The following is a 24014-nucleotide window of genomic DNA, read 5'->3' as shown; positions in this document are numbered from 1 at the left end:
GATCCTTCGATTTCGAACCTACGGTTCAGCACTCAGGATGACATTTCTTTTTTAATTAGCTGATATTAGAGGTTTATATGGCATTCAATACAACTCACACCGGGCTTATCGAATTGCGTGCACGCATTGATAAACTCTGGGGGTATCTTTGACTTAGAAGCAAAGACCGAAGAACTCTACGTCCTTGAAAAGGATTCCAGCGACCCGAACCTGTGGAACGATCAGGATAAGGCGCAAGCAATGATGAAAAAGATTGGGAACCTCAAGGGACTTATTGACTCCTGGAAAGAAGTTTCCCAGACATGCGACGACCTCGCTGAACTCTACGAAATGAGCAAGGACGAGGAATCCGCCGACCTCACCGCGACACTTGAATCCGACATTGCAGACCTCAAGTCTAGAGTCGAAGCGATGGAATTCAAGAAGATGTTGAATGGTCCGGACGATGCCTGCGCATGCCTCATGTCTATCCATCCGGGTGCTGGCGGCACGGAATCCCAGGACTGGGCCTTGATGCTTTTCCGCATGTACACGCATTTCTTTGAACGCGAAAACATGGACTTCAAGGTGGTGGATTTCCAGGAAGCAGAAGATGCTGGCCTCAAGAGTGCAACGATTGAAGTCACTTGCGAAAACGCATACGGATTACTTCGTTCTGAAATTGGCGTCCATCGCTTGGTGCGCATCAGCCCGTTCGATGCCAATGCTCGCCGCCATACAAGCTTTACGGCCGTTTATCTGTACCCCGAACACGAAGACGTGGAATTCGACCTCGACATGTCCGAAGTGCGCGTGGACACGTACCGCAGTAGTGGTGCCGGTGGTCAGTACATCAACAAGACGGATTCCGCAGTGCGTATGACCCACTTGCCGACAGGCATCATGGCGAGCTGCCAGACGGAACGTAGCCAGATTCAGAACCGTGAAACCTGCTATAAAATGCTCAAGACCATGGTCGCTGAACACTATCGCTTGGAAGAAGAAGCAAAGCGCGATGCACGCATGGCCGAGAAGAAGAAGGTTGAATGGGGTAGCCAGATCCGTAGCTACGTGTTGCAGCCGTACCAGATGGTAAAGGACTTGCGCACTGGCGTAGAAACATCGGATACCGCAGGCGTGCTCGATGGAAAAATCAAGCCGTTCATCGACGCTTATCTGCTAAGCACAAGCGAGGCGAACAAAGGATAACGCATTGCCTTCGTCATCCTGACCCTATAAGGGGAAGTATCCAGTTAAATTGATTAAAGTGGCGGGCTTTGCCCGCCATTTTTGCAAGATTGTCATGCCCGCCACTGAGCGCGGTCATCATCCTTGAAATAAAAAAAGAGAAGCTCTGTGGAGCTTCTCTTTTTTGCGTTATACAAATTGGCGCTCCCGGAACAGAGTCCGGGATGAAAGCCTAAATTACATTGCACCGCGTTCGAGCTTGATCGTGAAGTTCGTGATGTCGCAAACTTCGCTCGGACCCCAGTACTGGATCGGACCCGGGTAGGTGTAGGATTCAGTCTTAGCCCATTCGTCGCGGCGAGCAGCGAAGTACTTGAACGGAGCGCTCATCGGGCCTTCGAGTTCAACGAGAGCCTTGCGGATAACCGGCTTGTCGGCACCGTGACGGCGTTCGATGTTCATCATCATGGTGATCGGAAGGCCGCCAGCGACCCAGTTTTCGATACCCTTGGTGACGTTGCGGACAGAGCTCATGTAACCGTTCATGCCATTGAGAGCGAGAACAGAGGCTGCAAAGCCGAGGCTGTAGCAGTAGTCAGCGTCGAAGTTGGACGGAGCTGCGCAACGGCCTTCGTAACCGAAGAAGTGGTTGAGAGCAGAGAACTTGCCCTTGAAGTCACCACGGTTCTTGAGTTCCTTCTTGACCATTTCGATGATGAGCTTTTCGGTTTCGATGAGGGAAACCTGAACGTTGCCATGGCTGTCGCGTTCGAGCATGAGCTGGGCCTGGATGCCAGCCGGGAGGCTCTTGAGGACTTCAGCGGATTCAGCGCTGACCCATGCGCAGAGCTTTTCGACCTTAGCGGCCGTGTCGAGACCTTCGACTTCGGCTTCGTGGTGGGCGAGAGCTTCAGAAAGTTCAGAGATAAGGACGCCAACGTCCGGGATGAATTCGAGAAGGCCTTCCGGAATGAGGGCGACACCGAAGTTCTTGCCCTGAGCTGCACGAGCGTAAACAACGTCAGCAACCTGGTTGATCACGTCCTTGAGCTTCATCTGCTTAGCCTTGACTTCTTCAGAGATAAGGCAGATGTTCGGGTGGGTCTGGAGAGCGGCTTCGAGAGCGATATGGGAAGCAGAGCGGCCCATGAGCTTGATGAAGTGCCAGTACTTCTGAGCGGAGTTAGCATCGCGCATGATGTTGCCGATGAGTTCAGAGTAGGTCTTCACAGCGGTGTCGAAACCGAAAGAGGTTTCGATGAATTCGTTCTTCAAGTCACCGTCGATGGTCTTCGGGCAACCGCAAACGCAGGTCTTGACGCCCTTGGACTGGAAGTATTCACCGAGAACAGCAGCGTTCGTGTTGGAGTCGTCACCACCGATGATAACGATAGCGTCGAGGTCGAGCTTGTTAGCAACAGCGATGCACTTGTTGAACTGTTCTTCAGTTTCGAGCTTGGTACGGCCAGACTGGATCATGTCGAAGCCACCGGCGTTGCGATAGGCGTCCATCTTGGCGTCGTCAATTTCAATGTACTTGCCGTTTTCGAGACCGCTCGGACCGCCGAGGAAACCGAAAAGGACGGAATCCTTGGAAACGGACTTGATGCCGTCGTAGATACCGGCGATAACGTTATGTCCACCCGGAGCCTGGCCACCAGAGAGAACCACGCCCATGCGGAGAGCCTTGCCAGCCTTGGCTTCGGCTGCTTCGAACTGAACAACCGGAAGACCGTAGGTGTTCGGGAAGAGTTCCTTGATCTTGGCCTGGTCGCTAACGGATTCGGTAGCTGCACCCTTGTTAATCTTCACGCTCAGGGCACCATTCTTGAGGGAGACCGGGAGCTTCGGCTGATAGGCCTGACGGGCCTTGGTCAGTACAGAGAGATTTTCGGACATTGTTTATTCCTTTTGTTAATCCCGCAAAAAAGCGGGTTTTTGGTTAAAATCCGGCGTAAATATAGAAAATTAGACGAGAGGCTTGTGGCAAAAAACTAAAGAAAACACGTCATTCTGAGCGGAGCCCACATGGGCGAAGTCGAAGAATCCAGAGAAATTCCTTTACAAAATGTGATAAAAGTCAAATTTCTGTATATTTTTTTTAACTCTTTATTCCAAATTAGAGTAAATTTTACTATATATGCGTCGCGTAACAAAAAAGTAATAACCAATTACTATTCTTGTTACAAAATAAATAAAATAAGAAGGTGAGTGTATGAATGTTTTAATTTGGGGATCAGATACCATTTTGGGTCATGGGCTGTTGTCCACGCTAAAGGATATCAAAGATGGAGTTTTCAACGCCATCGGAAATATCGAAATTGGGGAAATTTTTGCATGCGACGCCGAATCTGACAAGGAAGTCATCGACGAGGCTTGCGCCAACGCCGACTTCGTATTCAATTTATCCTATGGATTTAAATCTGACAAGCTCATTGAAGGCTTGAACGTTCATAACAATACTTGCCCGGTGCTCTTGAGCCATTCCGTAGGAGACAAAAGTCTTTTCCGCGAATACGCGCAAAACAACAACGTACCTATTCTTGAGTGGGCACCGAATTACGACATGGAACTTTTGAGTATCGAAGCTCAGGTCTATGACATGCTCGGTGCACTGCAATGCGCATAAATTAGACGAAAGAATTTATAAAGATGGCGGCCTTTGAGCCGCCTATTTTGTTATTCCAGCATTAGCTCATTTGGTAAGGCACCCTCCATGCAGAGGAGCCTTCTTTTTAGGCCGACGCCAAGCGCATAACCGCTCAGGCGACCGCGACTATCAATCACGCGGTGGCAGGGGATGATGACTTGAATCGGATTATTGTGCAGAACATTTCCGACAGCGCGAACTGCTCGTGGATGATTTACGGCTTGTGCAACTTGTTTGTAAGTCCAAGTTTTGCCGTAAGGAATTTGTCGTGTGACCTCAAGAACTTTTTTCTGGAAGTCGGTGCCGTAGATTTTTATGGGTATAGAAAACTCGCAGATTTTACCTGCGAGATACAAATTAAGTTCGTTCACGGCTTTGCGGTAGGCGCTACGAACGCGGTTGCTTATTTGCAACTCCGAATCAGGGCCTGCATACGCACATGCCTGCACGTTACTCGGAGTCGCTTTTACTTCGTCTGAATTTTCCCGAAATTTTAGACCACAAAGATTTGATCCTTCAAAGACAAAGGTCCATTCACCCCAGACGTTCCGGTGGCTTATCTTTGTGAATTTCGGGTCATCAAACTTCATACCATGCGGTATTTCTCCTAGCGCAAGGGGTATTCCTTGTATTCTTGTACACCGAATTCTTCCTTGAGGTAATCCCAACGCACAAGGCGGTTTTTCCAGTAGTACTTGCGGTACAAGCGACGAGCCACACGGCTTGTTAGTTCGTACGGAATCGTGTGATGCTCATCGGCAACGCTTTCCATCGAGATGCGGAAGTCGAGTTCACCATTGACAACATCAACAGTTTCACCAACTTGCACATCGGGAATGTGGCTTACGTCGACCATCGTCGCATCCATGCACACACGTCCGAGAATCGGGCAGAGCTGTCCACGGATAAAGACGAATCCCTTGTTGTATTCGCCACGGAGGTAACCGTCGCCGTAACCGATTGCGATGGTCGCAATGCGTGTAAGCTGTTGGGCAGCCCAGTAACCACCGTAGCTCACCGTTTCACCAGGCTTCACGTCGTGCACGTGGCGGATGGTAGATTTAATCTTCATGACAGGCTTGATGGGCCATGGGGAAGGTGCTGCACCCATGCAGTTGTAGCCATAGAGCGCAAGGCCCGGACGAACCATGTCGAAGTGGCTTTCGGGGTGCGTAAGCGTGCCTGCAGAACTGGAGCAGTGGCAAATTTCCGGGCGAAGTCCTTCAGCTTCAAGAACGTCGACAAGGCGAGAGAATCGCTGGATTTGCACTTCGGTCTTGGGATTCCCCGGCATGTCAGCCGTAGCAAGATGCGTGAACATTCCCTCGAACTTGAGGTGCTTGAGAGAAAGCGCCGCGCGGATGTTGTTAAAGTCTTCGGCATCAAAACCGTAACGGTTCATGCCCGTGTCAATGGCGAGATGAGCCTTGCAGGTCGTTCCCGTTTCACCAAGGAACTGGTCGAAAGCCATTGCAGTGCGGATGTCGGTAATAGCAGCCGTGAGCTGGAATTCGACAAAGTAAGCAAAGTCTGCAGGAGTGCAAGGGCCAAGTACGAGAATAGGCAAGTCCATGCCGTACTGGCGGAGTAGCATGCCTTCGCTGATGTGGGCTACACCAAGGTAGTCGGCACCGCCGAATTTAGCGGCAAAAGAGCAGGCGAGGCTTCCGTGGCCATAAGAGTCGGCCTTGACAGGTAGTAAAATCTTGGTCGAAGCAGGAATTTGGCTTCTGATAAACTTGATATTTTCACAAAGGGCGTCTAAATTGATCTCAATCCAGTTCGGGCGCGCGATTTTATTTAAGTCAGGAGGATTAGATAAAAGTTTCATGGTAACAATAATATAGTCAAGTTTTAAGAAAATGGCTGAGACACCCCTTAAAAAAGGCCATACTCAATCCAAATTGGAATAAATTATACTGGGCTAAGTTTTGTAAAAAACAAAGCGTGTGAAAAAAATCAAAATCGCGTGCAAGCCCAATAACCACGCGCAAAGCCTTATTTTATCTGAGTTTACAATTCATCGTATGAAATTTTCTTTACTATTTTGCGCTGTTTTCTTGAATTTTTTATTGGTACTTTATGGGTGTGATAAGGGTTTGGGTTGTTTCTTACTTTTAATCAATTAAAATAAAGTAAGTGGTTTTATACAAAGTAATTTCCCTTATTTTGTGACACCGACTATTCTGACATTGATGTACAACAACGTGATAAATGCGCAATAAAGTTGCGTATTGAAAACACGTAAGCGTTTCGCGTAACAGTTCGATTAAAGGGCTTGCCTTAAAAGTCCTGTTACGAAATGTTGCCATTCGGCAAATCAAATGCTCCGCTCACGGAGTAGTTGCTTTGCTGATACCAAAAAAACATAAACATCCAATTTCCTTGAGAAAGGGAGGATAAAATCATGAAAACGACAAATAAAAAACAAGACGCGTTCATCGCATCCTTGATGCCAGATTCCGACAAGAAGATGGTGCGCATCGCAAGTGCATCGCTGATTGTCGCGTTAGCTCTTGGCTTTTGGGCAACTACGTATGAACGTATAATCGATGACGTTATCTTTGATACGACACCGAGAGTAGATATGGACGTATCCGTGAAACTCGATCCAATTAAGGAGGAAAAAAAGCAGGAACCAAAACCAAAGACACAAACAAATCGCAGATCTAAAGATGATTCCAATAAAAAAATGGGAAAGAAAGAAGATGCTGGAGGCGGGAAGCCCAAAGGTCCGGGAGATCCCAAGGCCGCATTGAATCGAGGAGTCCTTAAGGAACTTGCTATACGAACGAATAAAGCAGGCCTCCAGGCCTATGATTTGATGAATCAAAAGTTCGCTAGCGATGTCAACAAGGTACTTACTCATGTAAACGTCTTGATGAAATCTGGAACAACAAGGATAGGCAATCGACGTGGCACAGTGAACACCGAATTTAACCCCGGCATTGCCGCAGGTGGATCTGGTGGAATCAAAGATGGTCTCGGAGGTCTTTTCAGCGGATCTGGAACCCGTTTTGCACCATCCGGTTTAAAAGGCAATATTACTACGCCTAAACCAAACCAAATCGATATGGGTGCCGGTGGCGGATCTCGCTCGGCATCCGATATCATGAAAGTCGTGCGTCAGCGTACTCCTGGACTTCGCCATATTTACAATAAGCACTTGAAGAAGAAACCAGGATTCCAAGGCAAGGTCACATTGAAGTTCACGATAGCACCGGGTGGCGAAATCATCAGCATGGCTGTGGTGGGGTCAACGACGGGATATCCTGAATTCGATAATGAAGTCAAAAAAGCCGTGAGTGGTTGGACTTTCGGCAAGGTTAAATCTGGCAATACAACAGTGACGATTCCATTTACCTTTACGGAGTAATGAAATGGTTATTGGAGTAGAATAAAGACGAATAGATTTTTAAATTTAAGTCGGTGATTCCTGTCACCGACTTTCGGTGATTTTAATTTATGGGAAAAAATTATGAAAGATCCTCGCATTACGCAACTTGCAGAAAACTTAATCAACAACGCCATTGCACTTAAGGCTGGCGAAAATATTTTAATCGAAACAACCGATACGCCGGACGAACTTTCGACCGAACTTATCAAGGCTGTCGCTAAGGTTGGCGGCAATGCTTTTGTCCACAACTATAATAGCCGCGTACGCCGTGAAGTCATCCGCTCGGCTTCCGAAGAACAGATGAAACTTTCTGCCGAGCTTGCAATGAACGAAATGAAGCAGATGCAGGCTTATCTTTCTATCCGCGCAATGAACAACGCGATGGAAAACTGCGATATCGACGATAAGAAAATGTTTGCTTACAGAACCATCACGCAAGATGTTTTGAACTACCGCGTGAACAATACGCGTTGGTGCGTACTCCGCTGGCCGAACCCTTCGATGGCTCAGGGCGCAAAGATGAGCACGGAAGCTTTCGAAGACTTTTACTTCAAGGCTTGCCTTGCGGATTATCCGAAGATGCAGCGCGCCGCCCAGGCTTTAGTAGACCTCATGAACAAAACGGACAAGGTGCGTCTTGTGGCTCAAGATACCGACATCACATTCAGCATCAAGGATATCCCGGCAGTACCATGCTGCGGCAACATGAATATCCCGGATGGCGAAGTCTACACGGCACCGGTGCAGGGGAGTATCGAAGGCGTTATCCACTACAACACGCCGACGCTCTACGAAGGCAAGCACTTCAGCAACATCCGCCTTGTATTCAAGCAAGGCAAGATTGTCGAAGCCACCTGCGAAACGGGCGACAACAAGAGCCTGAACGCCATCTTCGATACAGACGAGGGAGCTCGTTACGTGGGTGAATTTGCGATTGGCTTCAACCCGTTTGTGCGTTCTCCAATGTGCGACATATTGTTCGACGAAAAGATTGCAGGCTCCATCCACTTTACTCCGGGAATGTGCTACGAAGATGCCCCGAACGGAAACAAGTCTGCCATCCATTGGGATTTGGTACTTATCATGCGTCCGGAATACGGCGGTGGCGAAATTTGGTTCGACGACAAGCTCATCCGCAAGGACGGACTTTTTGTGGTCGATGAACTTAAGTGCTTGAATCCGGAGAATTTAGGTTAAGTCGTAAATGTGTGATTAAAAAGATTAATTATATTTTTGTCACACAATTCAAAAAATCTTATTACAAGGAAAGACTATGAATTTTAAAACGATGTTTGGCATTGGTCTAGTTGGCTTCGGTCTCGCCTTTGCTCAAGACGGTTCTTTCGATTCTACACCTGCAGCTCAGTCCATGAGCGAACAGCAGCTCCAGCAACAGGAAGAACAGGCAGCCGCTTCTGAAAGCCTGACAGCTCCAGTACCGTTTGTCGCTCCGGAAATTCCGAAGGAATCCAAGCGTTCTTCTTTTAACGCTATTCTGCACGGCAAGTCTTACAACAGAAACAGCAACATGGCTGCCGCAAACAACACGGACTTGTTGCTCAAGTACCCGAACTTGTTTGCCAACCGCAAGTTCTTCTACATTGAACCGACCAACAAGCTCGGCATTGTTTCTCTCGGTTCTTTCTTCACGGCTTTCGATATTTCAAAAGCTCCGTATGATGACACCCAGTTGGGCCGCCTCACACTCGGTTATGCCGTTCCGGGCTTTGGTTTCTATATCAGAGCCGGCCTTGGCCGTGAAAGAGTCAGCAATGATGCCGGTGTTGTCAGCAAGACCTATGGTGGTGATGACTGGGCAGCAGCAATTGCCAAGAGCTTCTTGGGCATGAACGTTGCCGCTGATGTCGACTGGCTCACAACAAAGACTCAGACCCATGCTGACCCGGATCTCGGTGCAGAAACAGAAGACCGTTTTGACAGCCTCACGATTAACTTGAGTTTGACAAACGCTCCGACAGCAAAGAACTTCACCTGGACACTTGGTGCAAGATTTGTCAGCTTCAACAACGAAACAGAAGTTGATGGCGAAGTCCAGAAACCAGGTGATCCGGCATCTTACTGGGACATCGCTCCGTACATCCGCGGTGGTCTTTCTGTTCTTGAAAACGAGAATGCACGCGTCCTCATTGGCGCAGCAGCAATCGTTTCTTACAGAAACTATGATGATCCGGTGGAACTCTACACCCTTACCGCTGTTCTCCAGCCGAGCATGCTTGGTGAAGTTTTCGTAGGCGAAGAAAAGAACTTCATGTTCTATGGTGAAGTCGGTTATGACTGGGTTGCATTCCAGTACATGAAGAACACCGATACGGACACGAACCGCATGATGGATGTGATGGATGCAGTTAACGCTTCTATCGGTTTCCGTTATCAGTACAAGGATTTCCTTGCTGTTGAAATGGGCCTTGGTCAAAAGCTCTTCACGGGCATTGGCAACTTCTTCCAGGCAGATGGCACGTTCATCGACTTCAGCGCAATGGTCCGCTTCTAATTGCTAGGATTGTCATTCCCGCCTGTCATCCCGGACTCCGTTCCGGGAGGGAATCTCCTCATAATTAAAACAAAGACGCCTCCCGAATGGGAGGCGTTATTTTTTTTAAAGCGATCCCCAGTCTTTGGCTGGGGTGCAATCGCAATTAGAGGCGTTCTGCGATCTGAACAGCGTTGAGAGCAGCACCCTTGCGGATCTGGTCGCCAACAATCCAGATGTTCATGCCGTTATCGCAAGCGAGGTCCTTGCGGATACGACCGACGTAAACGTCGTCCGTGCCCATGAGGTTGAGCGGCATCGGATAGACATTGTTTGCCGGATCGTCGCAGAGCTGGAGGCCTTCGCCGTTCTTGATAGCGTTGCGAACTTCTTCAACAGAGAGTGCGCGTTCAGTTTCGAAGCTGATGGCTTCGGAGTGGCAGCGGAGAGCAGAAACGCGGACGCAAGTAGCAGCGCAGCGAACGTCGCTGTGCATGATCTTCTGCGTTTCGTTGAACATCTTCATTTCTTCCTTCGTGTAGCCGTTGTCGGTGAACACGTCGATGTGCGGAATGAGGTTGTATGCGAGCTGGTGTGCGAACTTCTTCACGGTAACCGGCTTGCCTTCAACGATTTCCTGGTACTGCTGCTTGAGTTCGGCCATACCCGTTGCACCAGCACCGCTTGCGCTCTGGTAAGAAGAAACATGGATAGTCTTGATCTTGCTCAAGTCATTGATCGGCTTGAGAGCGACAACCATCATGATGGTCGTGCAGTTCGGGTTAGCGATGATGCCCTTGTGGAGCTTGATGTCTTCCGGGTTCACTTCCGGCACAACGAGCGGAACGTTCGGGTCCATGCGGAAGAAGCTCGTGTTGTCGACGACGACTGCGCCTGCGTCAACAGCGATAGGAGCAAATTCCTTGGAAACGCTTGCACCAGCAGAAGAGAGCACGAGGTCAACGCCCTTGAATGCATCCTTGCAAGTGAGTTCGACTTTGAGCTTTTCGCCCTTGAATTCATATTCGCGACCGACACTGCGTTCGGAGGCGAGGAGCTTCAAGTTCTGAAGCGGAAAGTTACGTTGTTCAAGAATCTTGAGGAGTTCCTGACCTACTGCGCCGGTGGCGCCCATGATCGCTACGTTACGAATCATAGATTTAACCTTTGTTTTTTCTTATTGTTGAGGTTGATTGTTCGTTTTTAAAATTTGAATGGTCTTGTTAAACTTGTCGATATGTCTTTTCGCTATCACCGTCAAGTCGCGGGCCTGCGTGTATTTTTTCGAAGCTTCCTCCGGATCTTCGAGGAGGCAATAGGAATACATAGCATGTGCGGCACTACGGATTGTTTCTGCAGCCTGAACGAGTTCAGTATGAGCTTCACGAGCTTCAAGCGGATGGAAAATTCCAATAGCCTTGCGGTTCAATGATGTAGCCTTATTATTGATAGCAAGCGCTTGCTGGCTACGCTTTTCGCGTTCCATTTCGGATGCATTAGGTTCCATCGGTTCGAACGAATTCACAGAATGAATGATATCGAACATCTTGTCGATAATGGATTCCGCCTTGTCTGCATAAGTATCAAGACGATCCATCACTTCAGGATTGATTTCAATATCATCATCGTCGGCATCCGAATGCCTGTTGACCTTTTGTGTGACAGCAGTATCATTCCTTTGATTCTTGTGTTCGTTGTACGCATTATCAAAAGACGAAATGTAATCCTCGTACTTTTTATTATGCGTAACAAGTTCAGTCGGAGAATAAGATGATGTGAGAACCAAGGTCGGGCGTTCAAAGCACGCCGTTCCGATACAGCCTGTCAGCATGCACATCGAGAAGAACAAGAACTGAGCACGGGTAGACCATTCTTCGGTTTGCACCATGCAAAGAATACTGAACAGAAAAAGCAAAAAGAACGACAGCAAAATACCACCTTCGACATTTTGGACGATGATGGTATTTTTCACGAAATAGAACAAGCAGTCTATTACAATCGTCAGAGTCGAAAGAATAGCTCCGACGACTTTCGTATTACGCCCAAAAGTCGTTGTCGTTGCGAATAGCGTTACAAACGATATTCCAAGCGGCAACACATAGATAAGCGTTAATTCTGCAATTCCCTGATTCATTCAGAAGTCTTGATTTAGAACGGAAGATCGACGTCTTCTTCGGCCATGCCAGCATCATAAGCAGGAGCGCTATTCTGCTGCATGCCGTTAAAGCTGTTGGACTGGTAGCTGTTAGCCTGGCTGAAACCACCTGCTGCCGGAGCGCCACCCTGACCACGCGGTGTGAGGAGCTGGAACGTGTCCATATTGATTTCAGTAACATAACGCTTCTGACCGCTAGTCTGGTCGGTCCAGCTACGGTTGGTGAGGGAACCTTCCACATAAAGGCTCATGCCCTTGCGAATGCCAAGCTGTTCAACGATATCTGCTATTTTGCCCCAGCCAATAATGTTGTGCCAATCAGTCTGTTCTTTCTGTTCGCCATTGTTATCGCGATAGCGGCGAGAAGTTGCAAGAGAAAAAGAAACACGCTTACGACCACCATTAGGATTGACACGAACTTCAGGATCCTTGCCAATATTACCGATGAGCATAACCTTATTCAAATAAGCCATATTATTATCCTATTTTAATTTTTTGAATTTTCGCAATCAAAAATACAAAAAGAATCTTGACAGTTTTATGTCAAAAAACAAAAAAAATGGCGAAATTCCATTCATTTTTGTGGATTTAACAAAAAACCATGTGGTCTGAACCACATGGCCTTTGCGATAAAGAGAATTATAAAGAGAAACAGCCACAATTAGTATTCAAAGTTCACGCGATAACGCTTGTGTCCGTTCGGGGATACCTTAGCACCCTTGGCGTTCACGAGGCTGCGACGATCCTTGGAGACCGTAGGAGTGGTGCGGATTCCGTGGATGGCGTTCGTCGCGCTAGAAGAACTCGGCGGAATAATCTGCTGACTGCTGGAAGAGGCGACACTGCTCGAAGAAGCAGGAGCGCTAGAGGAAGAACTTGCCGGAGTGCTGCTAGAAGATTTCGGAGCGGGTTCATCGTCTTTCGGCACCTGACCATTGAAGCTTTCCTGACCTTTGCGGGTGAGGGCAAGAATCAACATGCCATCTCTGGAATAAATATTCTTGTCGGTGAGGTCCACACGGTTGCCATCGAAAGTCCAGTCACCCTTGCCCCAGCGGGAGCCATCGAACGTGTCGAAATTGTCGGTCCAGTCGAGCGTAAAGTCGCTGCCGCCTTCGCCCTGGCCCGGAGTGTACTTGTAAACCTTCACCCAGTTGATGAACTGGAAAAGCGGAAGCTTGGATTCGTCGAATTGGCCTACCCAAGCAGCACTTTCGGACGACCAAAGGTTAAAACGGAGTCCCTGTGTTCCCGTGAGGTTGGAAACCTGGCCGCCTTCCGTCTTGCGGACTTCCTTGCCGTCGACAGTCCAACGGACGTAATTCGGAGTCCATTCGAGAGCGTAGGTGTGGAATGCCTGATCGGCGGCGGGGCTAACAGCATGGTGCTTTTCGCTTGTTATCTGAGAGCCAGCCTTACCGGTAATGATATTGGATTGGAAACTGCCCGGATTCTTGCCAAGAACTTCAATATCGACTTCAACCCACGGCCTTCCATCAGCGATTTCGGAACCGTTCTGGTAAAGGAACATAGAGCTCACGGTTCCAGAAGCAGCGGCCATTTTCATACGGGCTTCAAACTTACCGTATTGAACTTCCTCTAACGTGTAGAGTTCGGCTCCGCTAAAATCCTTTGCGCTAACATGGGTCGTAAGAGCAGCCGCGGCAGCTGCTACGGCGAGAGCGCTCTTGACTGCAGTTTTCTTAATATTCATTATTCCTCCAAAGAGAATTCAGTAAAAACATCCCACACACCAAAACATCCCATGCACCGACCAAATCATCCTATCTCACTGGTCAAAAAATAAGTTAGTTTAGATGTTCAACCAACGTTTCTAAATGATTTGATAAAGAAATTCGTATCAACTGTATCGATTTTTATGTAAATACTTTTTTAGATAATACGTTATATTGTATTGAACATACAGCAATGATTATATTTTTAGTGTCATAAACGGAGGTGCAAATGAAAGTTATCTTGTTTAACGGCAGCCGTCGCGAAAATGGCTGCACTTATACCGCACTCAACATTGTCGCCAATGAACTGAAGACCGCAGGGATTGAAACGAAAATCGTTTTTGTCGGTGGGCGAGTGCTCAATGGCGAAGTCAATGAAGTTGTTCATGAAGCCAAGGAACTTTTGGAATCGGCGGACGGCGTCGTTTACGGCTCTCCGGTTTATTACGCTTCTCCGAGCGGTGAAATGTTGATGTTCCTCGACCGCCTTTACGGTGTTGCCGAGGCAAATCTTTTGTTCAAGCCGGCTGCAAATGTGGTTTCGGCTCGCCGCGCAGGCACAACGGCTTCTCTTGATGTGCTCAACAAGTATCCGACTTACGCTCAGCAGCCTTTGGTGACTTCGCGCTACTGGAACATGGTTCACGGTTCAAAGCCAGAAGATGTGCTGAAAGATGAAGAAGGCGTGCAAATCATGAAGGAACTTGGCCGCAATATGGCGTGGCTCCTCAAGAGCATCGATGCAGGCAAGCAGGCTGGCGTGACACAGCCAAGCGCCAAGCAGAAAGTCTACACCAATTTCATTCGATAATATATGATGCCGCCGAGGAGTGCCATTGAAAAATGCGCGCGACCTATCATGTCCGCAATTTGTCATGCCCCACTTGATGGGGCATCTCCTTTTTTGATAGAAAAACACCGCGCAATTTTCTATATTGCGCTTCAAATGAATACGCTATTGAATTTCGACAGCGAGCATTTGTGGCACCCGTATGCTGCGCTGAAAAACACTCCCGCAAGATTCCTTGCAAAGTCGGCTCATGGAACGACGATTGAAACAGCCGACGGATTGAAACTGATTGATGCCGTATCGAGCTGGTGGTGCATGGCTCACGGGCATAACGCTCCTGAAATTGTTGAAGCGATTCGCAAGCAAAGCGAAAAAATGTGCCACGTGATGTTCGGCGGTTTTACGCACGAGCCTGCAATTGAACTTGGCGAAAAGTTAGTGAACTTCTTGCCCGAAGGCTTGAACAAGATTTTCTTTGCTGATTCAGGAAGCATCGCCGTGGAATGCGCCGCCAAGATGGCGGTGCAGTACCAGCATTCGCTCTCCCGCCCGGAGCGCTGTAAGTTGGTCGCCTTGAAGGGCGGCTACCACGGCGATACGGCAGGCGCAATGGCTTTGAGCGATCCTGACGGTATGCATGTGCTTTTCCGCGGAATCATGCCGCATCATTACTTTGCAGAACGCCCGAATTGCCGTTTTGATAGCGCTTGGGACGATAGCGATTTTGCATCGATGGAACGCGTTGTCGAAGAGCATAAAGATGAAATTGCGGCGGTCATTTGCGAGCCAGTTTTTCAGGGCGGAAATGGCATGTGGCTTTACAATGCGGGTTACCTCAAGCGCCTCCGTGAACTTTGCGACCGCTATGGCATCTTGCTTATTTTGGATGAAATCGCTTCGGGATTTTACCGCACGGGCCCGCGATTTGCGATGATTCATGCTGGTATAAAGCCGGATATAATGTGTATCGGCAAGGCGCTCACGGGAGGCTCGATTACGATGGCCGCTTGTGTTGCATCCGAGAAGGTCGCTGACACGATTACGAATAGCAAGATCCCGGCATTTATGCATGGCCCGACATACATGGCAAACCCGCTTGCGTGTGCGGCTGGGATTGCTTCGCTTTCGCTGTTTGAAAGTCGCGATTATGCATCAAGTGTGGCTCGGATTGAAAAACGCTTGAAGGCGAATTTGGAACCGCTACGTTCGCTCGAAAATGCGGCAGACGTGCGTGTGCTCGGTGCAATTGGCGTTTTGGAACTCAAGGCAAAGCCAAGTGCAGACGATATTCTGAAAGTCATCAAAGAAACAGGCGTGTGGTTACGTCCGTTCTGCAATTACGTCTATACGATGCCGCCGTTCATCACGAGCGATGCTGAAGTGGACCGCATTTGCGAAGCGATTAAGATGATTGGAGAATGCGAACCCGCGCCAATTGTGGATGGCGAAGACGAATTCCACGAATAAATACAACTTTAATTTTTTTCTTCAAACGGAACTAAGGTAACGCAGTTCCGTTTTTTCTTTGACACGTAAAGCGCCTCGTCTGCAAAAGAGAGCATGTCTGAAACAGTTCCGTCTCCGTATGTTCCACCAAAGCTCATCGTTAGCTGTACATTCGGGTAATCTTGCAGTTTAATTTTTTCGGCCTTAGCACGCATCTGCTCAAGCCTATTTTTCAACACTTCAGGGGCGATACCCTTGAACGAGATTAAAAATTCGTCGCCACCATAACGTACTACGCAATCCGAACTACGAACAGATGAGCTCAGTATTGACGCAACAGCGGCAAGGGCAGCATCACCACACTGGTGGCCGTAATTGTCATTGACTTCTTTGAAAAAATCAATATCAGCCATAACAACGGCTTGAAAATTACATGGAGCTAGTTTATCATCAAAATACTTACGGTTCATCACTTGCGTCAACGAATCCTTGTAGATTTTATCGTTTATTTCCGTGATTTCGTTATGTTTATCGGTAAAACCGAATACAGTTGTTTCTTCACCTGTTCGCACAACCTTCATTTCAATATACTGACCGAGTTCGTTGTGAAATATTTGTGACAAACTATTACCAACTTGCAAGTGTTCTTTAATATAGGACTCTTCAGCCACTTTCCAGAGATTATCCCGATCTTCTTCGAGAACAGCCGTATTGATAAGTTTATCAACAAGAGCCTTGAACGGAGGCGGTTCTTTCATAAAACCAATTGCACTTTTGATTCGATCGCTAGCGCGGAAAAATTCCACTTTTTCAGTTGCAAAATCGACACAAACAACGGAGGCGAATCCGTCCATAAGCGCATTGATCATATTTTGCTGCTTGCGGTTCTGCTCCAAGAGCTCTTTCTCTTGTTCCAGCTTTGTCATTTGCGCATTCACGTTTTCGACAACGTACAGGACTCGACGTAGTGGCTTGTCATCACCAACGCGTACAAACATCGCCTTACTCCAACCGTGAATTTTTCCGTGAAAAATTTCGGAAATAACATTTGCATTCTTCATGCGTTCCGACAATGTTGAAAGAATCGTAAAATTCTTGATGGTTGAAACGCTTTCCGGGCATGCAAGGTTCACCATGATATTGGTAATACTTTCTTGTAGGGTGCTACCGCATTTCATGAACTTATCGATGAATTCGTTGGTCTTGATTGGAAACGCTGTGTTATTCTCAAGATCAAGTACATGCATCGAAATGTACAGTTCAGTTGTGGCGTAAGTTATAGCTGTGAAAAACTCCGCAGAGTCCACAGGAAAGTCCGCGATAAACTTTTTGTAATCACCCATATCAATTACCAAGAAAAGTCATTACTCCCGTTACTAGTAAAAATATATTCATTTCAATGAAAACGATAAGACCTTTTTTCTAAATTGTGGCGCGTAAAAGAAGGCTCTTATGGATTACTACAGTTTAAAAATGCGAGCCTCGCAGCATGTTGGCGAAGGCGAAAACTCCCATGAACAGCATATTTCCGGTGCTGAACGTATTGTTGGGCGCGATTCCGTGGAAGCTGTGTGTACGGCAATGGTGCGCCGTGCGATGAATCATTCCAAGGGCGACCCGGATTTTATCAATGTGAAAATTGAAAAGGTTCACGAAAGCGATATTCAGGTCTTGAAATCGCTCCCTGTAACGCGAGTGGATGTGGAAACGTGGCAGGAAGGCTTGGAGAAAGCGTTTGGCTTGATTACGCCGCTGATGGGCTCCGGTTGTGGACTGCGCGAAAAATTGCAGGACCTTCTGCGCGCGACGTTCCCGATGCGCGGGGCGATGCTTTACGACATTGCGACGGGAAACCGCCTGGAACCCGATCAGGCCCGAGGCGTGCGAGCAACGTATATGGATGCGCTCCATTCGAGCGAAGTCGATGGATGCAAGAACCATTTTAACGAAGCGATTGTGCTTGCGACCAAGGTGGCGAATGCTCCGGGAATGGTGGCGGAATTCTGCGTGAGCGATGATCCGAATTATGTGACGGGCTATGTCGCGAGCAAGGAACTCGGCTATGTGCGCATTATGAAGATGAAGGAAATGGGCGACGAAAACGGGGGCCGCATTTTCTTGTTTGATTCTCGAAAAGCATCCGCCGAAGAATGCATCGAGTACTTGCAGAAAAAGAAAGTACTCGTGGAAATTCAGAAGTAAAAAATGAACGAACGAATTTTAGACATTTTCACGAAAGATGCGCTTGAAGCGGCGCGTGCGAACAATACGTACCGCACGTTGCGTCACATCTCGTCGCCAGAAGCTTCGCATGTAACGATTGCGGGTAAGGATACGGTTTTGCTCGCTTCGAATTCTTACTTGGATTTGGCGAACGTTCCTGAACTCAAGCAGGCGATGGCGGATGCGGTCCTTGAATGGGGTACCGGTAGCGGTGGCGCTCGCCTCACGACCGGCAACAAGACTCCCCACGACGAACTTGAAGAATTTATTGCAAAGTTCAAAGGCGAAGAGGCGGCTATCGCGTTCAACACGGGCTACATGGCGAACGTGGGAACGATTTCTGCGTTGTGCGGCAAGAACGATTTTATTTTCAGCGACGAACTGAACCACGCAAGCATCATTGATGGTATTCGTCTTTCGCGTGCAAAATGCTTTGTGTACAAGCACAATGACATGGCGGATTTGGAACGCGCGATTGAAGCTGCTAAGGCTGAATTCTGCGCACGTGAAAAGCTCGCGAAAAACGCGGTTTCGAATTTCCGTGGTCTTATTGTGACGGATGCTGTTTTCAGCATGGATGGCGATTTGGCAAACTTGCCGGAGCTTTTGCGCATTGCTCGTGCTCGCGATTGCCTTTTGATGATTGACGAGGCGCATGCCACGGGCGTCCTTGGGCGCACGGGGCGCGGGCTTGCGGAACATTACAATTGTGAACATGCCGATGTGACCGTCGGAACTTTGAGCAAGGCCGTGGCCGCCGAAGGCGGCTTTGTCGCCGGTTCCAAGCAGTTGATTGAATTCTTGAAAAACAAGTCTCGCAGTTTCATTTTCACGACAGCGATGGCCCCTGCGGTAGCGGCGGCTGCACTCCGCAATTTGCAGTTCATTGACGCGCATCCGGAACGTGTTCAGCAATTGCGTGACAACGTGAAATTCTTTTGCGATGCATTGCGCTTGCATGGGTTGCAAGTTCCGCAGACGGATTCGGCGATTATCCCGATTATCATTGGGGATGAGGCGAAGGCTTTGCGGATTTCGGAAACACTCCAGAATGAGGGCGTCTTGATTCCTGCAATCCGTTATCCGACGGTTGCAAAAGGGCAGGCCCGCTTACGCGCGAGCCTCATGGCAACACATACAAAAGAAGAACTTGAATTTGCTGCAGCTAAAATTGCGGAGGCGATATGAGCAAAGGTTATTTCGTTACGGCGACGGGTACGGATGTCGGTAAAACTTTTATCACGGGTCTTTTGGTGAAAAAATGGCGCGATTCCGGCATTGACGCGGGCTATTACAAGGCGGCTCTTAGTGGCGCTGAACTCCGTGATGGCAAGTTGATTGCGGGCGATGCCGATTATGTCAAGCGCATTGCAAATCTCCCGGACACGCAAGAACAGCTCGTCAGTTACGTTTACAAAGAGGCTGTTTCACCGCATCTGGCCGCACAAAAAGAAGGCAATCCCGTTGAGCTCTCGAACGTTCAGGCTGACTTTAACGCAGCCTGTTCCCGCCACGAATTCATCTTTGCCGAAGGTAGCGGGGGAATCATTTGCCCCATCCGCTATGATGACCAGAAAATCTTCCTCGAAGATATCATCAAGACGCTCAAGCTTCCGCTGCTTATCGTAACGACGGCTGCGCTCGGCTCCATCAACGCTTGCGTGCTCACTATAGAATACGCTCGTAGTCGCGGCCTAGATATCCGTGGAATTATCGTGAACCGTTACGGCTGTAGCGGCAATTTTGAAATGGAAGACGACAATATCCGCATGATGCAGGACTTGACAGGGCTTGAAATTCTTGCAAAAGTCAAGGAAGGCGACACCGATTTAGGCGTCGATACGTTTTAATGTTAGGATATTCCGACACCATGTCGGAATAACGCAAGGAAGGCGGATACAATCCGCCTTAATATTTTTATAAGGAAACTATTCTAGCTTTACGCAACGAATAGATACGCCTTCCAATTTCGAGCCTGCTGAATTTTTAGCAGGAGATTCTTCACCCAACTTCGAAACAAGTGCTGAATTAACAATTGTCAATGAGGTGCCGCCATATTCTTGCGGATAATTCCAAATAGCAAAATTTGCTAATGATTCAAATGCTCCTTTTTCAGTTCTATACCCCGCACCAATCAAAGAAAATCCACTTGTATTAGTTCCATTAAAACATTGAGAACGCAAACCGCTTATTCCCTCATCATATTTATCTTCGTATTGGCGTATAATTACATAATCATCCCATGTAAAAAGTCGCCAACCTTCAGGGCATATTCCTCGATGTTTTTCTTGTATTAAATCCGTGCAACTTTCGGTATTGCAACGACTCGGTAGTTGCATCATTTCCGCCCATTGGTAAAGCCCACCAAATCGATCACAATAGGTTGTGTCGTTGTAATAGCAATAGCGTTCAATTTTTGCATCATCATTTTGGTCATTTTCACCAGAAACCATTTCACCGATATTTAAATTTTCAGCCATAACAGTTACAGATTTTCCAGTTTTTGATGAAACTGCGGTATAGTAGTAATAACTGCGACCATTACGCGTATCGGTAAAAGTCTTATAATCATTTTTATGAACGTTCCAGTTTCCTGCAAGGCATGTATCATGAGCATATGGTTTATACCCAATACCACTAGATACGTCATTGTTTAGACTCGAAGATGAAGAAATCTTTTGACTAGAGCTAGACTCAACTTTTTTACTTGAGCTTGAGGCCAAGACAGAAGAAGAGGATGCAATTTTTGCAGACGATGAAGAGGACGTTGCCTTCGCTGAAGAAGAGGATTCTTTCGAAGAACTGCTACTAGATTGCTTACTGTTACTGGATCCTTCGCGGCTATCGCCGCTCTGGATGACACTAGACGATGACAACTTCTTAACGCTGGAACTAGATGGCGATCCCGGAACGGGGTCCGGGATGACATCAGAAGGGGAAGTACCGCTGTCGCCGCCACAAGCGGCAAGGGCAATGGATAAGATAATGGACGCAATAATGCTATACTTGAAATTTCTCATTCTAAACCTCGTCCATATACCCAACTTTTTTATTGAAACAATTTAGCAAAATTTCTATCTTTGACGTTAGTCAGTTCGAGACCCATCCTGACTTTAAACAAAACTAGGAGATTTTATGAAAGACGCTTTGCTGGTCTTGTCCGGTGGAATGGACAGTGTGACCTTGCTCTACGACCGCGCCGCGGATATTGCGCTTGCCGTTTCGTTTGATTACGGCAGCAACCACAACGACAAAGAAATTCCTTTTGCACGCATGCATTGCGAAAAGCTTGGGATTCCGCACATTACGATTCCGCTCAAGTTCATGCATGATTACTTTACGTCGTCGCTCCTTTCGGGTGCAGATGCCATCCCTGAAGGCTCGTACGCCGACGAGAACATGAAATCGACGGTGGTGCCGTTCCGCAATGGCATTATGCTTTCTGTGGCGGCAGGGCTTGCCGAAAGCCGTGACCTCAAGCGCGTGATGATGGCAAACCACTTTGGCGACCATGCGATTTACCCGGACTGCCGCGAAGAATTCGTGAAGAACATGTCGGCTGCGATTTCAGCGGGTACATACGCAAACATCACGATTGATGCTCCGTACACGAACATTTCCAAGGCGGATATCGCTCGCAAGGGTAAGGCTCTTGGCTTGGATTACAGCGAAACTTGGTCTTGCTACAAGGGCGGCCGTGTCCATTGCGGCAAGTGCGCAACCTGCCTGGAACGCAAGGCGGCTCTCACCGAAGCGGGCATCAACGACACAACGGAATACGAGGCGTAATATGTACAGAGTTATCAAGCGTATTGAAATTTCTGGGGCTCACAAGCTCTCGCTCCCGTACGAAAGCAAGTGCCGCGGTCTGCATGGCCATAACTGGATTATCACGGTGTTCTGCCAGTCCGAAACGCTCGACGAGAACGGCATGGTGGTCGATTTCTCGCGCATCAAGGAAATTGTGAAGGGCAAGCTCGATCACCAGTTCTTGAACGATGTGGTGGACTTTAATCCGACGGCGGAGAACATGGCCCGCTGGATTTGCGAACAGGTGCCGCATTGCTACAAGGTGCAGGTCCAGGAAAGCGAAGGCAATACCGTCGAGTACGAAGTGTAAGGGCGCGGGCTCTTATGAAAGTTTGCGAAGTATTTAAGAGTATCGAGGGCGAAGGGATTCGCATGGGGCAGGCGGCGGTGTTCGTGCGTCTGCACGGCTGCAACTTGCGCTGTAGCTATTGCGATTCGATGTATGCGGTCGAAGGTCCCGACTTTAAGCAGATGAGCGTGGGAGAGGTTATTGCGGCGGTTGAAGCGTATCGAAGTGAATCCGGTGTCAAATGCGTCACGCTCACGGGTGGCGAACCGCTGATTCACGAAGGCGTGGGCGAGTTGCTTACTGCATTCAGTGAAGCAGGCTTTGAAGTCAACATCGAAACAAACGGCACAATCCCTTGCAAATGGCAGTTACCGGGGCTGTTCTACACGATGGACTGGAAATGCAAAAGCAGCGGCATGTCAGCGCGAATGAAGATGGAAAACATCGCGACGCTCGGCAAAAATGACGTGCTCAAGTTCGTTGTCGGGAGTGTCGAAGACTTGCAGGAAGCGGAAGGCGTTGTCGCGCGACTCTCGTTAACATCTCCAGATAATATGCCGCACATTTTTATTTCGCCGGTATGGGGCGAACTCACCAACGAGCAAATTGTCAATTGGATGGTGGGTAGCAAGGTCATGACGCAAAACAACGCTCGGTTCCAAGTGCAACTTCACAAAATCGTGTGGGACCCCGACATGCGCGGGGTGTAATGCGGACGCTTCTTGCAAAGCGATTGCTAATCGAGATAAATAACTTCGCCGATTAGCGGCATGAGCAAAGGCTTGCCAGATTCCTTGGCGGCCTTTTTCGCATTTTCGAGCGGCTCGTAATACGGATGCTTGCTCAGGCAGAACTTGGAATGGTGAACTGTCAAATAACGCTTCGCGCCAAGCTCCGACATTTCACGGCCTAAATATTGCGGCATCGTATGGACTTGCGCCCAATCCGGATTGTATTGCCCGTTTTCAAGAATCCCTAAATCGATGTTCGGGAAGTTCGCCTTGATTTTTGAGTAGTGCGAACCGTAGCCGCCGTCCCCGCCTATCCAAATTGTACGTTTGGGCGATTCATAGACGAACGAAGCCCAGAACGTCTTGTTCTTGTGCAAATCGCGACCCGAAAAATGCCTTGCAGGCGTTGCCGTAACGCGGGTGCTGTCGCCAAGCTGCGCTTTTTCCCACCAGTCAAGCTCAATAAGTTTGCTTATGGGGTAGTGCCAGTATTCCAAATGCGAGCCTACGCCAAGTGCGGTTATGACCTTCTTGACGCGCGGTTCCAACTCCGTGACGGTCTCGTAATCCAAGTGATCCCAATGGTCGTGAGTAATAACCAGGTAATCAATATCCGGCATGTCGGCAGGCTTGTAAATGTCCGTGCCCTTGAACATCTTATTGGCAAACTTGACGGGGGAGCCCTTGTAAAACACCGGGTCCACCAAGATTTTCTTGCCAGAAAGGTTCAAAAGGTACGACGAATGTCCGAACCAAACAATCCAATCCTTGTCATTCGGGAGCTTTCTTAAATCCGTCTTGATGGCGTGAATGGCGGTGTCGGGGACGGTGTTCTTCTTTTTGTTGAACATAAATTCACGCCAGACAGTGAGCGTACTCTTGTTGCCCGTCATGAATTCCGTTTCTTCGTCGTTCACGAACTGCTTGCCATCGTAATGCGGGGATTTTTTGACGCGTTCGAGGCGCTTGCCTTGCGGTAGCTTGCCAAAGCTATCTTGGCTTAGGAACAGAACGCCTGCATCGCCCAAAAGAAAAAGGACTGTTAAAATAATCGTTGTAATCATAACCGGTAATAATATATAATTGTTTTTCTGTAAAAATTCTATCCAGATGTGCAGGTTTACATTGT

The 24014-nt window shown here is 48.2% G+C and carries 23 protein-coding genes; 13 read left to right on the top strand and 10 right to left on the bottom strand.

The genetic code is table 11. The features are described from left to right. Positions 1-77 precede the first annotated feature (77 nt). Positions 78-1188 (top strand): peptide chain release factor 2 gene (gene prfB, locus BUA34_RS09310; protein WP_139255919.1). Its coding sequence is split into 2 segments (ribosomal slippage): positions 78-149 and positions 151-1188, totalling 1110 coding nucleotides; the frame shifts between segments, so codons are not numbered across the junction. Between the two features lie 216 nt (positions 1189-1404). On the opposite strand, the gene BUA34_RS09305 is transcribed toward prfB, so the two are convergent. After that, the gene (locus tag BUA34_RS09305; protein WP_072828666.1) at positions 1405-3066 is read right to left on the bottom strand and encodes a diphosphate--fructose-6-phosphate 1-phosphotransferase; all 1662 of its coding nucleotides are present in this window, start codon (positions 3064-3066) and stop codon (positions 1405-1407) included. A gap of 316 nt (positions 3067-3382) precedes the next feature. Between BUA34_RS09305 and BUA34_RS09300 the strand changes: the two genes are divergently transcribed. Beyond that, positions 3383-3796 (top strand): Rossmann-fold NAD(P)-binding domain-containing protein, encoded by a 414-nt coding sequence (locus tag BUA34_RS09300; RefSeq protein ID WP_072828663.1) that lies wholly within the window; start codon positions 3383-3385, stop codon positions 3794-3796. Positions 3797-3846: 50 nt separating this feature from the next. Here the strand turns inward: BUA34_RS09300 and BUA34_RS09295 are convergent, their stop codons facing one another. After that, a complete protein-coding gene (locus tag BUA34_RS09295) occupies positions 3847-4407 on the bottom strand; it encodes a methylated-DNA--[protein]-cysteine S-methyltransferase (protein WP_072828662.1) in 561 nt (186 codons plus the stop codon). A 17-nt stretch (positions 4408-4424) separates the two neighbouring features. Then, positions 4425-5648 (bottom strand): alanine racemase, encoded by a 1224-nt coding sequence (gene alr, locus BUA34_RS09290; protein WP_072828661.1) that lies wholly within the window; start codon positions 5646-5648, stop codon positions 4425-4427. A gap of 576 nt (positions 5649-6224) precedes the next feature. Here alr and BUA34_RS09285 point away from each other — a divergent pair. The 3 genes from BUA34_RS09285 to BUA34_RS09275 all read left to right on the top strand — a co-directional run bounded on the left by BUA34_RS09285 (position 6225) and on the right by BUA34_RS09275 (position 9726). Further along, entirely contained in the window at positions 6225-7193 is a 969-nt protein-coding gene (locus BUA34_RS09285) for an AgmX/PglI C-terminal domain-containing protein (RefSeq protein ID WP_072828660.1), read from the top strand. 102 nt (positions 7194-7295) lie between these two features. Continuing rightward, on the top strand, positions 7296-8411 hold the full coding sequence (locus BUA34_RS09280; protein ID WP_072828658.1) for an aminopeptidase: 1116 nt from the start codon (positions 7296-7298) through the stop codon (positions 8409-8411). Between the two features lie 76 nt (positions 8412-8487). Continuing rightward, positions 8488-9726: a hypothetical protein gene (locus BUA34_RS09275; RefSeq protein WP_072828646.1), complete on the top strand. Its 1239-nt coding sequence runs from the start codon at positions 8488-8490 to the stop codon at positions 9724-9726. Between the two features lie 145 nt (positions 9727-9871). Here the strand turns inward: BUA34_RS09275 and BUA34_RS09270 are convergent, their stop codons facing one another. The 4 genes from BUA34_RS09270 to BUA34_RS09255 all read right to left on the bottom strand — a co-directional run bounded on the left by BUA34_RS09270 (position 9872) and on the right by BUA34_RS09255 (position 13574). Next, positions 9872-10861, bottom strand: a complete 990-nt coding sequence (locus tag BUA34_RS09270; protein WP_072828645.1) for an aspartate-semialdehyde dehydrogenase — start codon at positions 10859-10861, stop codon at positions 9872-9874. Positions 10862-10882: 21 nt separating this feature from the next. Further along, positions 10883-11839, bottom strand: coding sequence for a hypothetical protein (locus tag BUA34_RS09265; protein ID WP_072828644.1), 957 nt, complete (start codon positions 11837-11839; stop codon positions 10883-10885). Between the two features lie 14 nt (positions 11840-11853). Next, positions 11854-12333, bottom strand: a complete 480-nt coding sequence (locus tag BUA34_RS09260) for a single-stranded DNA-binding protein (protein WP_072828643.1) — start codon at positions 12331-12333, stop codon at positions 11854-11856. Between the two features lie 188 nt (positions 12334-12521). Next, on the bottom strand, positions 12522-13574 hold the full coding sequence (locus BUA34_RS09255; protein WP_072828642.1) for a glycoside hydrolase family 16 protein: 1053 nt from the start codon (positions 13572-13574) through the stop codon (positions 12522-12524). Positions 13575-13825: 251 nt separating this feature from the next. Between BUA34_RS09255 and BUA34_RS09250 the strand changes: the two genes are divergently transcribed. Beyond that, on the top strand, positions 13826-14407 hold the full coding sequence (locus BUA34_RS09250; RefSeq protein ID WP_072828640.1) for a flavodoxin family protein: 582 nt from the start codon (positions 13826-13828) through the stop codon (positions 14405-14407). A 135-nt stretch (positions 14408-14542) separates the two neighbouring features. Further along, the gene (bioA, locus tag BUA34_RS09245) at positions 14543-15853 is read left to right on the top strand and encodes an adenosylmethionine--8-amino-7-oxononanoate transaminase (protein ID WP_072829050.1); all 1311 of its coding nucleotides are present in this window, start codon (positions 14543-14545) and stop codon (positions 15851-15853) included. An 8-nt stretch (positions 15854-15861) separates the two neighbouring features. Here the strand turns inward: bioA and BUA34_RS09240 are convergent, their stop codons facing one another. Beyond that, on the bottom strand, positions 15862-17175 hold the full coding sequence (locus BUA34_RS09240) for a GGDEF domain-containing protein (protein WP_072828638.1): 1314 nt from the start codon (positions 17173-17175) through the stop codon (positions 15862-15864). Positions 17176-17284: 109 nt separating this feature from the next. On the opposite strand from BUA34_RS09240, the gene BUA34_RS15915 reads away from it, so the two are divergent. Genes BUA34_RS15915 through bioD form a run of 3 tightly spaced genes read left to right on the top strand, consistent with a single transcriptional unit; the run spans position 17285 to position 19905 of the window. Beyond that, positions 17285-18034: a 6-carboxyhexanoate--CoA ligase gene (locus tag BUA34_RS15915; RefSeq protein ID WP_175545443.1), complete on the top strand. Its 750-nt coding sequence runs from the start codon at positions 17285-17287 to the stop codon at positions 18032-18034. Positions 18035-18037: 3 nt separating this feature from the next. Beyond that, on the top strand, positions 18038-19243 hold the full coding sequence (gene bioF, locus BUA34_RS15910) for an 8-amino-7-oxononanoate synthase (RefSeq protein ID WP_175545442.1): 1206 nt from the start codon (positions 18038-18040) through the stop codon (positions 19241-19243). After that, on the top strand, positions 19240-19905 hold the full coding sequence (bioD, locus tag BUA34_RS09230) for a dethiobiotin synthase (RefSeq protein WP_072828626.1): 666 nt from the start codon (positions 19240-19242) through the stop codon (positions 19903-19905). Before bioF ends, bioD begins: the two co-directional genes overlap by 4 nt. Before the next feature lie 78 nt (positions 19906-19983). Here the strand turns inward: bioD and BUA34_RS09225 are convergent, their stop codons facing one another. Further along, positions 19984-21075: an FISUMP domain-containing protein gene (locus tag BUA34_RS09225; RefSeq protein WP_072828624.1), complete on the bottom strand. Its 1092-nt coding sequence runs from the start codon at positions 21073-21075 to the stop codon at positions 19984-19986. 115 nt (positions 21076-21190) lie between these two features. Here BUA34_RS09225 and queC point away from each other — a divergent pair, with 115 nt between their 5' ends. From queC to BUA34_RS09210, 3 genes are read left to right on the top strand one after another with little or no spacing between them, the layout of a single operon-like run. Next, positions 21191-21844, top strand: a complete 654-nt coding sequence (queC, locus tag BUA34_RS09220; RefSeq protein WP_072828622.1) for a 7-cyano-7-deazaguanine synthase QueC — start codon at positions 21191-21193, stop codon at positions 21842-21844. A gap of 1 nt (position 21845) precedes the next feature. Continuing rightward, on the top strand, positions 21846-22175 hold the full coding sequence (queD, locus tag BUA34_RS09215; RefSeq protein WP_072828620.1) for a 6-carboxytetrahydropterin synthase QueD: 330 nt from the start codon (positions 21846-21848) through the stop codon (positions 22173-22175). Between the two features lie 14 nt (positions 22176-22189). After that, complete coding sequence (locus tag BUA34_RS09210) at positions 22190-22864, top strand: 7-carboxy-7-deazaguanine synthase QueE (RefSeq protein ID WP_072828618.1); 675 nt, start codon at positions 22190-22192, stop codon at positions 22862-22864. A gap of 26 nt (positions 22865-22890) precedes the next feature. On the opposite strand, the gene BUA34_RS09205 is transcribed toward BUA34_RS09210, so the two are convergent. Beyond that, positions 22891-23949 carry an MBL fold metallo-hydrolase gene (locus BUA34_RS09205; protein ID WP_072828616.1) on the bottom strand — a complete coding sequence of 353 codons (1059 nt, stop codon included), beginning with the start codon at positions 23947-23949 and terminating at the stop codon, positions 22891-22893. Between the last annotated feature and the right edge of the window lie 65 nt (positions 23950-24014).

Origin of the sequence: Fibrobacter sp. UWB12 (assembly GCF_900142485.1) — a bacterium.
Classification (GTDB): Bacteria; Fibrobacterota; Fibrobacteria; order Fibrobacterales; family Fibrobacteraceae; genus Fibrobacter.
The sequence above is the reverse complement of the archived record's forward strand: the minus strand, read 5'-3'. Positions and strand labels throughout refer to the sequence as shown.